Genomic DNA, 14,012 nt, shown 5'->3' with positions numbered 1-14,012 from the left:
AGCGCCGGTCGCTCCCTTTATTGTATGGCCGCGGTCAGAACGGTACAATGAGAAAAACAATGAACTGTACCGGTACAAAACAGGGGGAGAAGGCATGGAGAAATATATGAGTCTAGTAACGAGGATAGAGGAGATGATGCAAAGCACCTCCTATCAAGAAGGAGACAGGCTTCCATCTATCCGTCAGCTGTCCGCCCGCTACCAAGTCAGCAAAAGCACAGTGATCCGCGCGCTGCAGGAGCTGGAAAAACGCCACCTTATCTATTCCGTTCCGAAAAGCGGCTACTATATTGTGAAAAAGACGGGAAAAGCCAAAAGCGGGCAGCCTGGCCCCATCGATTTTGCCACATCTGCGCCGGACCCAAATGTGTTTCCGTATCTTGATTTTCAGCACTGCATCAACAAAGCGATTGATACTTACAAAAACGATTTGTTTATTTATGGGACGCCAAAGGGGCTTCCATCACTCATCCGTGTTCTCCGAAAGCTCTTGGCCACTCAACAGGTATTTGCGGATGAACGGCATATTTTCATTACATCAGGTGTCCAGCAGGCGTTATCTCTGCTTTGTGCCATGCCATTTCCAAATGGGAAAGAAAAGATCGCCATTGAACAGCCGGGCTACCATTTGATGGTCGAACAGCTTGAGACGCTTGGGATTCCCGCCATCGGGGTGAAACGAACGGAAGAAGGGCTTGATATAGCCGGGGTTGAGCGGTTATTTCAAACAGAATCGATTAAATTTTTTTATACGATGCCGCGCTTCCATAACCCGCTTGGGTGCTCATTGTCAGAGCGTGATAAACAGGAGCTTGTGAGACTGGCAGAAGCGTATGATGTCTACCTCGTTGAGGATGATTACCTCGGTGATCTGGAGGAAAATAAAAAGGCAGATCCGCTGTACGCATATGATCTGTCCTCACATGTCATCTATTTGAAAAGCTTCTCGAAAATGATATTCCCCGGCCTTCGCGTGGGGGCGGCTGTTTTGCCCGAAGCGCTGACTGACACGTTCTATGCGTACAAAAAACTGAACGACATCGACTGTTCGATGATTTCTCAAGCGGCATTGGAGATTTACCTGAAAAGCGGTATGTACGGCAGGCATAAGGAGAAAATCAGAGATTCTTATAAAGAGCGGTCGCTGAGGCTACATCAAGCCATTCGAACTCACAGGCAGCTGGGAAGCGGACGCTTTACGTTCTCCAGCGGGCAGGCACCCTGTATGCACACCCATCTGGTGCTTCCTCAGGATCTGCCCGCCTCAAGAGTGATTCATAGACTGAAAAAACAAGGGGTTCTCCTTGAGGCGATAGACCGTCATTATTTATCAGATTATCCGAAAGAAAATCTATTAAAAATCAATATTTCCAATGTGAAAACGGAAGATATTGAGCGCGGTGTCAAGCTGTTGATGAGCCATTTATAAAAGCTCTTCGTACGAGACCATTGTGATATCCTCGGGGAAATCAGGGTGTGCGGCGCATACAGCCATTTTGTAGCCGGGATCGACCTCATACGTTTTGATATAGCATGGGGAATGGCTGTCCGGAAGCTCAATGGATACTTGTCCGTCCTGGTGCAGGCGCACTGAAAAAGAATCAAGCGGAAGCGATAAGCCTTTGCCTTCCTGTTTGATAAAGCTTTCTTTCATTGACCATAGATGATAAAAATAGTCTGTCTGCTCGTCCTTGTCTTTTGCTAAAAGGTCGCTGTACTCTGTTTTTGAAAAAAAGCGCTTGGCGATCTCAAGGCTGATCGGTTTCGTTTTTTCGATATCTATGCCGATCGGCTGTGAATCAAACGCACCAATGACCCAGCGGCCGGAGTGAGAAATGTTGAAATGAGCGTCGGGAAGATCAGGGATGCACGGCTTCCCGTATTCCTGCGTGCTAAAGCGGATATCGGATTTGTCCAACTGATACTGCCTGCTTATGACTGAGCGAACGAGCACATCTCCCAGCAGGGTGCGGTGAGCATCTTCTTTATGATAAAATCTCCGGCATTTCTCCCGTTTTTCAGGTGATATGAAAGTCATGAACCGTTCATTTTCTTCCTGTGAAAGCGGGCGGTCCATATAAATTCCGTAAATCTTCATTCTAGATCCTCCGTCTGCAAAAGATTGTCAAAACCATCCTATCATACTTCCACAAGACTCATATAGAGGAGAAAATAAAAAAACAAAGCCAAGGCGGCTTTGTTTTAGTGGACAGGCGGAGATGCTTTCACAGCGGCGGTCCGCCTTGCCACAGCATAATTCAGCAACTGGATTGACTGGGGCAATGAAAAGCGCAAAATAAGTCCTGTGAGGATGGCGGTCAAAATGGTGCCAAAACCGATCGGCCCGCCCATGCCCCATGCCGCAAACAAAATGGTTATTTCCATGCCGTTCCGCACCCATTGCACATTCCAGCCGGTTTTTTCTGTAATCAGCATCATCAGTGAATCACGCGGCCCCGCGCCAAGCCCTGCTGATACATAAACACCGACGCCGTAACCGATCAGCACCACGCCTAGAGAGAAGACGATGATCGAGCCTGTGTAGGTCGAGGGGGCAGGCAGAATGAAATTGAAAAAATCTATAAATACACCAATGAGCACCATATTCAGGAGGGCCCCAATTTTCGGCCAAGCTCTCGTAAACAATGACGTGAATCCGACGATGAGCGCTCCAATAATGATGGACCACTGGCCGACGGTAAGCCCGAAGTGCTGAAACAGGCTGTAATGAAATGCATCCCACGGACTAATGCCGAGTGCTTTTCCTTCTATCGTCAGGGATACACCAAAAGCCAAAATGATCAAACCGGCAAAATAAAATGTCCAGCGCAGAACAAGTTCTTGCTTCACGTGAGGTCCCTTCTTTCGTAAAAATCAGTCGATTGTCATTGTAGCACATCTGACAGAAGGGCGGAATAGGCGAAAGGGGCTCAACAAAAAAACAGGGCCGCCGCAGGCGCCCTGTTTCAGCGTGTTGGCAAACCCTTGCATTCTTTGTCAGGCCTGTGCTTCAGTGCTCACGAATTTAACATTCGCTGTGCTCCAATGCTCCCCCTTCCTAGACTTCAAAGGTTTTCAATCACGCTGAAAATCACAAAATCCTAAAACGAAAATCGTTTTAGGATTTTGTCAATAATCTGAAACAGGGCGCTGACGCCCTGTTTTTCTTATTACAGCGGGTTCAAAATCCGGTTCAAGAACCGCTGTGTCCGTTCTTCTTTTGGTGCGGAGAAAATTTGCTCCGGCGGTCCCTGCTCCACGATAACGCCGCCGTCGATGAAGATGACTTCATCCGCAACTTCCTGCGCGAACTTGATTTCGTGGGTCACGACGACCATGGTCCAGCCTTCATTGGCCAAGTTTTTGATAACCTTCAGCACCTCTCCGACAAGCTCGGGATCAAGCGCTGAGGTCGGTTCGTCAAACAGCATGAGCTCAGGCTGAATCGCCAGTGCGCGGGCGATGCCGACGCGCTGCTGCTGTCCGCCGGAAAGCTGGAACGGATATAAATCCATTTTGTCCTTCAATCCGACTTTATCAAGAAGCTGAATCGCTTCTTTTCTGACTTCCTCTTTGTTCCGTTTTTGCACCTGAACAGGGCCCTCCATCACGTTTTCGAGGGCTGTGCGGTGCGGGAACAGGTGATACGCCTGAAACACCATTCCGGATTTTCGGCGAAGCTTTAGGATATCCGCCTGTTTCACCTTTTTGGAGAAATCGATGGAGAAATCATCAAATGCAAGCTCTCCGCGATTCGGGATCTCCAGAGCGTTCAGGCAGCGGAGCAGCGTCGTTTTCCCTGAACCTGAAGGCCCAAGTATGGCGATGACTTTTCCTTTTTCAATCTTCATATCTATCTTTTTTAAAATTTCATTTTCACCGAATGATTTGTTTAATCCTTTAACGGTAAGCATACTCGGAACCTCCTTATTTGGCCACGTAGCGGTCAAGACGCCGTTCGATGACATGCTGGACGAGTGAGAGCAGGAAGCAGATAATCCAATAAATAAAGGCTGCTTCAATATAGATCACTAAAATTTGATCAAGATTCCGCGCGCCGATTTCCTGGGCTTTTCTGAACAGCTCAGCGACCAGAATTTGAGAGGCGAGGGATGTATCTTTAATCAGGCTGATAAAGGTATTGGATAATGGCGGGATCGACACACGAAACGCCTGCGGCAAAATGACGCGGAACAGCGTTTTTTGATGTGTCATGCCAATTGTGTAGCCGGCTTCCCATTGCCCTTTCGGCACGGATAAAATAGATGCCCGGATGATTTCAGATGCATAGGCGCCGACGTTTAATGAAAAGGCGATAACTGCGCTTGGAAATGGATCTAATGTGACGTTAAAGGCCGGGAACAGATAGAAAATGATGAACAATTGAACGAGAAGAGGAGTGCCGCGTATTGCGGATACGTATACGCTGAACACCCATCTCAAAGGTCTCACTTTCGACATTCTGGCAAGCGCCGTAATCAGCGCCAGGATCATTCCAAATATAAAGGAAAGAATCGTAAGGGGAATCGTATAGTAGATTCCCCCTGAAAGTATCGGCCAGAATGACTGCTGCACCAGATCCCACGGGATCGCCGTGCCAAGCGTCAATGCCGGCAGATTATTTAGAAACATCTTCGCCGAACCATTTTTTAGAAATTTTAGAAAGAGTCCCGTCCTCTTTCATTTCTTTTAATGCTTTGTTGACTTGATCAACAACCTCGCCGCTTCCTTTACGGAACGTGAAATATGTTGACTGAGGCTCACCTGTTTCAAACGCGATTTTCACGTTTTTATTGCCAGATGTTTTTAAGTAGTTCAATACGGCAAGCTTATCGTTGTATGTCATATCGACGCGGCCTTGCTGGATCATTTGAAGGGCCTGCGCCATGCCTTCAACGCCTTCTACTTTAGCGCCGGCATTTGTAGCTAATTTGTTGTAGTTGCTTGTCAGTGATTGAGCTGACGTTTTTCCTTTTACATCTGCTTCAGACTTAATATCGTTGTTGTCTTTTTTCGTTACGACAACGGCTCTTGATGTTGTGTATTTATCTGAGAAATCATATTGATTTTCACGATCTGTTTTTCCGACTTGGTTGGCAACAACGTCAAACCGTTTGGAATTCAGGCCGGCAAACATGCTGTCCCACTGTGTTTCCTTAAAGTCGACTTTAAGCCCGAGGCGTTTTGCGACTTCTGTGATAACTTCGACATCATAGCCAGTCAGTTTATCAGTGTCTTTGTCGTGGTAAGTGAACGGCTCATATGTTCCTTCCGTTCCGACTGTGAGCACACCTTTTTTCTTAATTGAAGCCCAAAGATCGCCATCTTTGGCATTATCTTTTGACTGATTGTCATTTCCTGCTCCGCAAGCTGCAAGAGCTGCAATACTTACGACCATGAATAAAGCCAATAATGCTTTTTTCATCTTATTCCCCACTTTTCTGGTTGATTTTATTGAAATAAAAAAATAGCTTACAAATCTAAAGGATAACTTTTTTTTAGTATGAGTCAAGTAATTGGTTTTCATAAGGCAAAATCTTTTAAAATAAATCCAAAAATTGCTGTGCCGGTTTAGGCAAATAACTGTCCGTTCTCCACATGACAGCCGGTGTCATAATGAAGGGATTATTTTCGATATGAACGGTGTGAACGTGATTTCTCATATGAACGGGAATCATTGTGACGGGCAAAATAGACGCGCCGAATCCAGATGACACGAGGCTGAGCAAAGTTGCAGAGTCGTGGCATTCACAAACAATGCGCGGCTCCAGGTTCAAACGGTGAAATTCATTCATGACCTGATTATAGACGCCTTTTCCGTTGACAGGCCGCAGCAGGATCAGCGGAAATGAAGGAATGTCCTCCATCTTAATGGTGTCTCCGCACGGATATCCGGCTTCATCTGAAAGCACGAGCACACATGGAATGTCATCAAGCTGTTTGAATTGTACTGTGTCACTTTTGATCAGTGTTGTCGTGACCGCCGCATCGATTTGCCGGCTTTCCAGCAGTTCCAACAGTGTCGCGGGTTCATTTTCCCAAATATTAAAGGTGAGATGGGGGTATCTCTCTTTGATTTGTGTTACTTTTTCAAGCATCAGAGCCGCGCAATAAATCGTTGATCCCACGGCAAGTGTGCCGGCTACTTCCTCCTTCAGCTCCTGTACCTCAATGACTGCATCTTCAAACCTATGCAGAATCTCTTTTGCTCTTTTTAGAAAAACAGCTCCTTCATATGTAAGAGTCATTTGTTTTTTCTTGTTCCGGTCAAACAGGACAACACCAAGTTCGTCCTCCAGCTGTTTGAGCTGCCTGCTTAAAGGCGGCTGCGCCATGTGAAGCTTTTTGGCTGCGGACGTGATTTTCTGTTCTTGGGCAATGGTAATGAAGTATCGAAGCTGGCGAATATCCAAAAGAAAGCGCCTCCTTATCATACCTTTTAGGTATTAAATATAGATTTAATAGATATTTTTCATATGGATATATCAGGAGTATGATTGAAATGAAAGCAGAATTCAAGCGTAAAGGAGGGGGCAAAGTGAAACTCGTTGTCGGAATGACAGGGGCAACAGGGGCCATTTTCGGGGTCAGGCTGCTGCAGTGGCTGAAGGCCGCCGGAGTGGAAACCCATCTCGTTGTGTCTCCTTGGGCAAACGTCACGATCAAACATGAAACAGGCTATAGCTTACAAGAAGTAGAACAACTGGCCACATACACTTACTCACATAAGGATCAGGCGGCAGCCATTTCAAGCGGGTCGTTTGATACCGATGGAATGATTGTTGCGCCGTGCAGCATGAAATCTCTCGCAAGCATTCGCACCGGAATGGCGGATAATCTGCTGACACGTGCGGCGGATGTCATGCTCAAGGAGAGAAAAAAACTCGTCCTCTTAACGAGAGAGACGCCTTTGAACCAAATACATCTCGAAAATATGCTAGCGCTTACGAAAATGGGCACCATCATTCTTCCTCCGATGCCGGCATTTTATAATCAGCCGAGCAGCTTAGAGGAAATGGTTGACCATATTGTATTCAGAACGTTGGACCAATTCGGCATTCGGCTTCCTGAAGCGAAGCGCTGGAATGGGATTGAAAAACAAAAAGGAGGAGCTTGATCATGGCTTATCAAGATTTCAGAGAATTTCTCGCTGCCCTTGAAAAAGAAGGACAGCTGCTTACAGTGAATGAAGAGGTAAAGCCGGAACCGGATTTAGGGGCCGCCGCACGGGCAGCCAGCAATCTTGGCGATAAAAGCCCCGCGCTCTTATTTAACAACATTTACGGCTATCATAACGCGCGAATTGCGATGAATGTCATCGGCTCTTGGCCAAACCATGCAATGATGCTGGGCATGCCGAAAGACACACCGGTAAAAGAACAGTTTTTTGAATTCGCAAAGCGTTATGACCAATTTCCAATGCCGGTCAAACGTGAGGAAACAGCGCCATTTCATGAAAATGAAATCACAGAAGATATCAATTTGTTCGATATACTGCCTCTTTTCAGAATAAACCAAGGAGACGGAGGCTACTATCTAGACAAAGCGTGTGTTATTTCCCGTGATCTTGAGGACCCTGACAACTTCGGCAAACAAAATGTCGGCATTTACAGAATGCAGGTCAAAGGAAAAGACCGTCTCGGCATTCAACCTGTCCCGCAGCACGATATTGCAATCCATCTGCGCCAAGCTGAAGAACGCGGCATCAATCTTCCGGTCACTATTGCGCTCGGCTGTGAGCCGGTCATTACAACGGCGGCATCGACTCCGCTTCTCTATGATCAATCAGAATACGAAATGGCAGGTGCGATTCAAGGCGAACCATATCGCATCGTCAAATCAAAGCTGTCTGATCTTGATGTTCCGTGGGGCGCTGAAGTGGTGCTTGAAGGTGAGATTATTGCCGGAGAGCGCGAATATGAAGGGCCGTTCGGTGAATTCACAGGCCATTATTCCGGCGGACGCAGCATGCCGATTATCAAAATTAAACGCGTCTATCACAGAAACAATCCGATCTTTGAACATTTATACTTAGGCATGCCTTGGACAGAATGCGATTACATGATCGGCATTAACACATGCGTGCCGCTTTATCAGCAGTTAAAAGAAGCGTATCCGAACGAAATTGTGGCAGTGAACGCCATGTACACACACGGTTTAATCGCGATTGTATCCACAAAAACCCGCTATGGCGGATTTGCGAAAGCGGTCGGCATGCGCGCACTCACAACGCCGCACGGACTCGGCTACTGCAAAATGGTCATTGTCGTTGATGAGGATGTCGATCCATTCAACCTTCCGCAGGTCATGTGGGCGCTTTCGACCAAAATGCATCCGAAACACGATGCGGTCATCATTCCGGACTTATCTGTCCTGCCGCTTGATCCGGGATCCAATCCATCAGGAATCACCCACAAAATGATTCTTGACGCCACTACACCGGTTGCGCCGGAAACAAGAGGCCATTATTCACAGCCGCTTGATTCTCCGCTAACAACGAAAGAATGGGAACAAAAACTAATGGACTTAATGAATAAATAAGGAAAGGATGTTCGAAATGCATACATGTCCTCGATGCGACTCAAAAAAGGGAGAAGTCATGAGCAAATCGCCTGTAGAAGGCGCATGGGAAGTTTATCAGTGCCAAACATGCTTTTTTACATGGAGATCCTGTGAACCGGAAAGCATTACGAATCCCGAAAAATACAATCCAGCGTTTAAAATTGATCCAAAGGAAACAGAAACAGCAATTGAAGTTCCGGCGGTGCCGGAACGAAAGGCTTGATCTGCGTGAACTGTATGTCAGACTGTCTCTTTGAGCTGCTTGACGGGAGCTGCCTGAATGAGAAGCAGCATGAGGCCTTCGTTCTGCAAACAGTATCAGAGGATGGCTGGCCGCATGCCGCTATGATCAGTGCAGGTGAAATCATCGCGCTGAGCCGAACTGATATCCGAATCGCTCTGTGGAAAAACACAATGACTTCGGCCAACATCCTTCGTACAGGAAAAGCACAGTTCACGGCGTGGTGGAAGGGAGCGGCCTATTATGTAAAGCTTGAATGCGCGCCTTTACCGCCTTTGAAAGATGCTGAATATGATAGAGACCGTTTTTCCTGCCGCATCGTTTCAGTGAAGGAGGACGTTGCGAAATACGCTGATTTGACTTCAGGTGTCCGTATACAGCTTCACAGCGCTGAAGAGGTGCTGGGCAGATGGGAAAAGACACTGGAAGATTTAAAACGGTAATATCGATAGCCTGACGCCATGCGTCAGGCTTTTTTTATATAATGAAAACAAAGGGGGCGTGAGAAATGGAACGTACGGGGATCTGTCACTCGGACGGCTTTGATTTAGCTTATCAAATTGAGGGCGAGGGCGCACCCATCCTTGTGATCGGGAGTGCGGTTTACTATCCGCGCCTTTTTTCCTCAGATATCAAACAGAAATATCAATGGGTCTTTGTCGACCATAGGGGATTTGCTAAGCCTAAGCGGGAGCTTCGTGCGGAGGATTCGAGGCTTGATGCCGTCTTGGCTGATATCGAAAGGATGAGAACATTTCTTCAGCTTGAGGATGTTACTATCCTGGGACATTCCGGGCACGCTTTTATGGCTTTAGAGTATGCCAGGACATATCCCAAACAAGTTCGGAAGGTGGCGCTCTTTAATACTGCGCCTGATAACAGTGAAGAAAGACAGCGAAAAAGCGAATCATTTTTCATGGAAACAGCCAGCCTTGAGAGAAAGAAACGATTTGAAAAAGACATCGCGAATTCGCCGCAGGACATCGACAAAGATCCTGAAAGGCGCTTCGTGCACATGTGTATTCGCGCTGAAGCGAAAAGCTTTTATCAAGAGCGGCCGCATGCTGCTGCCTTATGGGACGGTGTATTCACGAATATGCCGATCATTGATGAATTATGGGGCAATACATTTGCCCGGATTGATCTTATTCAGCGGTTAGCTGATGTTCGTATGCCGGTGTATATTGGATTAGGGAGATATGATTATTTGGTTGCGCCCGTTGCGCTATGGGATGCAGTTGACGGTTTATATCCCCATGTGGATAAGGTTATTTTTGAAAGGAGCGGCCATCAGCCGATGCTGGAAGAACCGGAAGCCTTTGATCAAAGCTTCAGCAAATGGCTGGATCAATAAAAAAACAGCCCGCAGATCAAAATCCGCGGGCTGTTTCTGATTATAAGACCCCTTTCATCGCGCGTTTGATAACCGGCGAGAGCAGCAGGAGAATGCCGCCAAGAACGATAGAAATCAAACCGATGGTGCCGAAGTACATTGTTTCAGGAATTTTATCAAACAATCCGGCTACTTGGGCATTGATCGCTTGTGCTGCTGCGTTCGTCAGAAACCACATACTCATTGTCTGTGCAGAGAAGGCAGCTGGTGCCAGTTTCGTTGTCACGGATAAACCGACTGGAGACAGGCACAGCTCTCCAAGCACGACAAGCAGGAAGCTGAGAACGAGCCAAAGCGGGCTTACGAGTGCTTCTTTTCCTTGCATAGCAGGGAATACCATAATGATAAATGACAATCCGGCTAAAATAATTCCGATTGAGAATTTAACTGGTGTAGACGGCTGGCGTTTGCCAAGCTTCATCCAGAGCCATGCGAATATTGGCGCAAAAATGACGACAAACAATGGATTTAATGATTGGAACCATGATGACTGAAGTTCGAATCCGCCCAATGAAAGTCTTATGCGTTCATCAGCGTATACCGCAAGAATGGTCGCTCCCTGTTCCTGAATGGCCCAGAACATGACAGCACCGATAAACAAAGGAACGTAAGCGGCAAGACGGGATTTTTCTGTTTTGTCCGCTTTTTTGCTTGTAAACATGATGATGAAATAAATCACAGGAATCAAAATACCGAGAATACTTACAAGGTCGATAAAACGATTGATCGTCAGCACGCCTGTTTGTACAGAGATAATCACTGCGATCGCCACGATGATAACACCGATTCCGGTGCCAATCGCAGATTTTTTAGACAGCGGATTCGGCACATTGGAACCTGCAAGCCCGAGGTTTTTCTTTCTTGTCAAAGCAAAAACGATAAGTCCGAGAAGCATTCCGACCGCGGCAGCTCCGAAGCCGAGATGATAGTTGTACTTCTGTCCGAGTGTTCCGACAATTAACGGCGCAAGTAAACCACCGAGGTTAATCCCCATGTAGAAAATACTGAAACCTGAGTCGCGGCGCGGGTCTTCTTTCGTGTAAAGATCCCCAACCACGCTTGAAACGTTTGGTTTTAATAAGCCTGTTCCGACAATGATAAGCACCATGCTGATATAGAATGCGATCGCGCTGCCCGGATAGGCGAGTGCAATGTGGCCGAACATAATGAATATGCCGCCGTAAAACACGGTGTTTGCGGTACCGAATACCCGGTCAGCGAGCCATCCGCCAATAATGGTGGACATGTATACGAGTGATCCGTAAATCGACATAATGGCAACCGCAGTGCCCTTGTCAAAGCCGAGCCCTCCGTTTACCGTCTCTGTATACAAATAGTAAAGTAAGATTGCTCTCATTCCATAGTAAGAGAAACGCTCCCAAAATTCGGTGAAAAATAGTGTAAATAGTCCTCGCGGGTGACCAAAGAACCCTTTTTGCGGGACGCTTTTAATGATACTTTCGTTATCAATCGAAGCCATGTCAGCCAAACCCTTTCTAAAAAAAGTGTATTATAAAAATCATATTCTTATATAATACTTGTGTCAATATAATTTATACTCATTTCAAATAGTTCCATAATGGAAAAATTATAAATACCTAAAAATAGTGATTTTCTCCTAATTTTTATACTCTTTATCGTGAGATTTTCTTACACAACTATTCCTTTATATTTTTTTAATAAAATTTTAGAGAAATGTACAAGCAGATCGGGCCTTTGTGAGTAACATGATAGTAATCATAGAGAAGGAGGCTCGCAATTGGCTGAATTCATATTAAATGCAGCGGATTTCGGTGTTCCTGGAGATGGTAAAACGGATTCGACAGAACGGATTAATCAGTGCCTCAGTACAGCTGTTTCGAAAGGCTATCATACTGTCTGGTTTCCAAAGGGAACATATTTAATAGACGCAACGCTTGGCGGAGATCTTAATCAGAGGTTTCGAAACGCGGGGATCATTGTTCCCGGCAACCTTGAGATTATGATGGACCCCGAATGTATCATGAAAGTGATCCCGAATAGTTCGTGGGGTTATTCCGCATTTTATGTAGGCAAGCAAGAGAATATAACCATTTCCGGGGGACAAATTATCGGCGAACGGGATGAGCATACGTATGCCTCGGCAGGGATAAGGTCAACCCATGAATGGGGCTTTGGCATATGTATTGAAGGATGCTCGAATGTTGTCATTGATGATGTGAAAATTTCTGATTTTACCGGCGATGGGATCATAGTCAGCCCAAGGGGATTAAAGACCAATCAAGATTATCGAACGTCAGAGCAAATTATCATCCGCCGCTGTGAGGTTCGGCGGTCGAGGAGAAATAACATTTCCATTACCGGATGTGACATGGTCACGGTGGAGGAATGCTTGATTGAAGATGCCGGAACGGGGAATGGAACAGCCCCGAAATTCGGAATTGACATTGAAGGATATGGCGAAGGTGATGTTGATTATGAGGAACCGATTAATGTATCAATTCGCAATAACCACTTTGTTGGAAACGTTTCAAGTTCTGTGACCAATTTTAACGGGTATGGCATTTTAATAGAAGGAAATCACTCTGACAATACAATCAGCTACGGATATGGGACGCAAACAGTGATCAAGGGAAATATACTGAGGCGCCCTGAAGACGCGGCGGCTGCGCCAAGAGTCGGGATAACCGGACTCGGTGTATCACAAGGAAAAGAGACCAGTGATGCAGTGATCGCTGGCAACCTCATTACCGGATTTTCAACTGGAATTGATGTCAGGGGAAAGAGCGTTCTTGTGACGAACAACAAAATCAGCAACTTTGAAAACACAGGGATATTGGTTTATCAGTCTTCCGACGTAAAGGTAGACGGAAACCAAATTCAAAACGGACTGTCTGAAACAAGGCGCAGCATCGGTCTTCGCGCAGTGCTGTCAGATGACATCGCTTTTCTGAATAACTGTCTCATTCAAGTCGTTGACGGTGTGAACGTTTCCGGCGGAAATATGATCATTAAAGATAATCTCCTGAGAAAATTCAGCCGGGGCATTTGGATTGCTCAAGGGAACGCGGTGATTGAAGGGAATACACTGAATCCTGACGCGTTTGAAGCAGTGCCGGAATCATATTCTGTTTCCGTCACAAACAATGCCGGCGCCATCATCAAAAACAATACATTTAAAGAGTTTAAAAATTACCCCATTTACTGCTCCACAAGTGCAAAAACCTCAATTATCGGCAACCACTTAGAGAGATCTCCGCTTTTGGTCACCATCTATATCAGCGCCGGTGTGCATGAGATTTTTGATAATACCATTTCAGTCAACAGAACAGCCGGGAATCCGATTGTGATTTATCTCAATGGCTCTGCAGGCTCTATCATCTCAGGAAACACCATCAATAACCTCTCCGCGGGCACTGCGACAGCTATTCAAACAAACACGTCAACCAATTCCAAAATCATCGGCAACCGCATTTTTAAAGGGACTATCAACAAACACAGCAGTGATGCAATAGACGGCAATTTTATTGTCTGAAAAAAGCGCCCCCTCTAGGGGTTCTTTTTTTTCGATTTATAGATCACGTACATTTCTCTCACAAGTACTAACACAAAAAATAAAATCACGACCCATTCCGCAAATGTTGTCATCTTAAAGCTGGACATATTGTTATAAACGGCTTTTGTTAAACTGAACCCTTGAAGCATGTCCATCAATACAGAAATAGCTAATAAACAAATTAATATGACTCCGGTCACGCCCAATATCTTCATGCTTCATCATCCTCCGCTTTTAGTGTCTATCGTTGGCGGAGAAGTTATACCGCATCTAACCCTAAT

Annotated in this window: 15 protein-coding genes; 7 read left to right on the top strand and 8 right to left on the bottom strand. The window is 46.0% G+C overall.

Annotation, left to right across the window (positions count from 1 at the left end; translation table 11 throughout):
- The first annotated feature begins 94 nt into the window (after window positions 1-94).
- Entirely contained in the window at window positions 95-1,429 is a 1,335-nt protein-coding gene (locus BGM23_RS20080; RefSeq protein ID WP_046664289.1) for an aminotransferase-like domain-containing protein, read from the top strand.
- On the opposite strand, the gene BGM23_RS20075 is transcribed toward BGM23_RS20080, so the two are convergent.
- From BGM23_RS20075 to bsdA, 6 genes are all read right to left on the bottom strand, one after another.
- The gene (locus BGM23_RS20075) at window positions 1,424-2,098 is read right to left on the bottom strand and encodes a 4'-phosphopantetheinyl transferase (protein ID WP_015715234.1); all 675 of its coding nucleotides are present in this window, start codon (window positions 2,096-2,098) and stop codon (window positions 1,424-1,426) included. The genes BGM23_RS20080 and BGM23_RS20075 overlap by 6 nt on opposite strands.
- Before the next feature lie 104 nt (window positions 2,099-2,202).
- Entirely contained in the window at window positions 2,203-2,850 is a 648-nt protein-coding gene (locus BGM23_RS20070; RefSeq protein ID WP_014475783.1) for a YczE/YyaS/YitT family protein, read from the bottom strand.
- Between the two features lie 320 nt (window positions 2,851-3,170).
- Window positions 3,171-3,914, bottom strand: coding sequence for a cystine ABC transporter ATP-binding protein TcyC (gene tcyC / locus BGM23_RS20065; RefSeq protein ID WP_046664288.1), 744 nt, complete (start codon window positions 3,912-3,914; stop codon window positions 3,171-3,173).
- Between the two features lie 13 nt (window positions 3,915-3,927).
- Window positions 3,928-4,632 carry a cystine ABC transporter permease TcyB gene (tcyB, locus tag BGM23_RS20060; protein WP_003234541.1) on the bottom strand — a complete coding sequence of 235 codons (705 nt, stop codon included), beginning with the start codon at window positions 4,630-4,632 and terminating at the stop codon, window positions 3,928-3,930.
- Window positions 4,619-5,425, bottom strand: a complete 807-nt coding sequence (gene tcyA, locus BGM23_RS20055) for a cystine ABC transporter substrate-binding lipoprotein TcyA (protein WP_014475786.1) — start codon at window positions 5,423-5,425, stop codon at window positions 4,619-4,621. The genes tcyB and tcyA overlap by 14 nt, the downstream gene beginning before the upstream one ends.
- A gap of 115 nt (window positions 5,426-5,540) precedes the next feature.
- A complete protein-coding gene (gene bsdA, locus BGM23_RS20050) occupies window positions 5,541-6,413 on the bottom strand; it encodes a transcriptional regulator BsdA (RefSeq protein WP_003234533.1) in 873 nt (290 codons plus the stop codon).
- A gap of 89 nt (window positions 6,414-6,502) precedes the next feature.
- Between bsdA and BGM23_RS20045 the strand changes: the two genes are divergently transcribed.
- From BGM23_RS20045 to BGM23_RS20025, 5 genes are all read left to right on the top strand, one after another.
- A complete protein-coding gene (locus BGM23_RS20045; protein ID WP_046664287.1) occupies window positions 6,503-7,117 on the top strand; it encodes a non-oxidative hydroxyarylic acid decarboxylases subunit B in 615 nt (204 codons plus the stop codon).
- A gap of 2 nt (window positions 7,118-7,119) precedes the next feature.
- Window positions 7,120-8,541: a phenolic acid decarboxylase BsdC gene (bsdC, locus tag BGM23_RS20040; protein WP_003234529.1), complete on the top strand. Its 1,422-nt coding sequence runs from the start codon at window positions 7,120-7,122 to the stop codon at window positions 8,539-8,541.
- 16 nt (window positions 8,542-8,557) lie between these two features.
- Complete coding sequence (bsdD, locus tag BGM23_RS20035) at window positions 8,558-8,785, top strand: phenolic acid decarboxylase subunit BsdD (protein WP_010886405.1); 228 nt, start codon at window positions 8,558-8,560, stop codon at window positions 8,783-8,785.
- Window positions 8,782-9,246, top strand: a complete 465-nt coding sequence (locus tag BGM23_RS20030; protein WP_072692861.1) for a pyridoxamine 5'-phosphate oxidase family protein — start codon at window positions 8,782-8,784, stop codon at window positions 9,244-9,246. The genes bsdD and BGM23_RS20030 overlap by 4 nt, the downstream gene beginning before the upstream one ends.
- A gap of 65 nt (window positions 9,247-9,311) precedes the next feature.
- Complete coding sequence (locus BGM23_RS20025) at window positions 9,312-10,157, top strand: alpha/beta fold hydrolase (RefSeq protein WP_029726572.1); 846 nt, start codon at window positions 9,312-9,314, stop codon at window positions 10,155-10,157.
- 40 nt (window positions 10,158-10,197) lie between these two features.
- Here the strand turns inward: BGM23_RS20025 and BGM23_RS20020 are convergent, their stop codons facing one another.
- On the bottom strand, window positions 10,198-11,676 hold the full coding sequence (locus tag BGM23_RS20020; protein ID WP_029726571.1) for a peptide MFS transporter: 1,479 nt from the start codon (window positions 11,674-11,676) through the stop codon (window positions 10,198-10,200).
- A gap of 279 nt (window positions 11,677-11,955) precedes the next feature.
- Here BGM23_RS20020 and BGM23_RS20015 point away from each other — a divergent pair, with 279 nt between their 5' ends.
- Window positions 11,956-13,710 carry a right-handed parallel beta-helix repeat-containing protein gene (locus BGM23_RS20015; protein ID WP_029726570.1) on the top strand — a complete coding sequence of 585 codons (1,755 nt, stop codon included), beginning with the start codon at window positions 11,956-11,958 and terminating at the stop codon, window positions 13,708-13,710.
- 14 nt (window positions 13,711-13,724) lie between these two features.
- On the opposite strand, the gene BGM23_RS20010 is transcribed toward BGM23_RS20015, so the two are convergent.
- Entirely contained in the window at window positions 13,725-13,946 is a 222-nt protein-coding gene (locus BGM23_RS20010; RefSeq protein WP_015252828.1) for a YczF family membrane protein, read from the bottom strand.
- Window positions 13,947-14,012 lie beyond the last annotated feature (66 nt).

The organism is Bacillus sp. FJAT-14266, assembly GCF_001719225.1.
GTDB classification, from domain to species: domain Bacteria; phylum Bacillota; class Bacilli; order Bacillales; family Bacillaceae; genus Bacillus; species Bacillus subtilis.
This window is presented reverse-complemented; position numbering and strand designations above follow the sequence as displayed.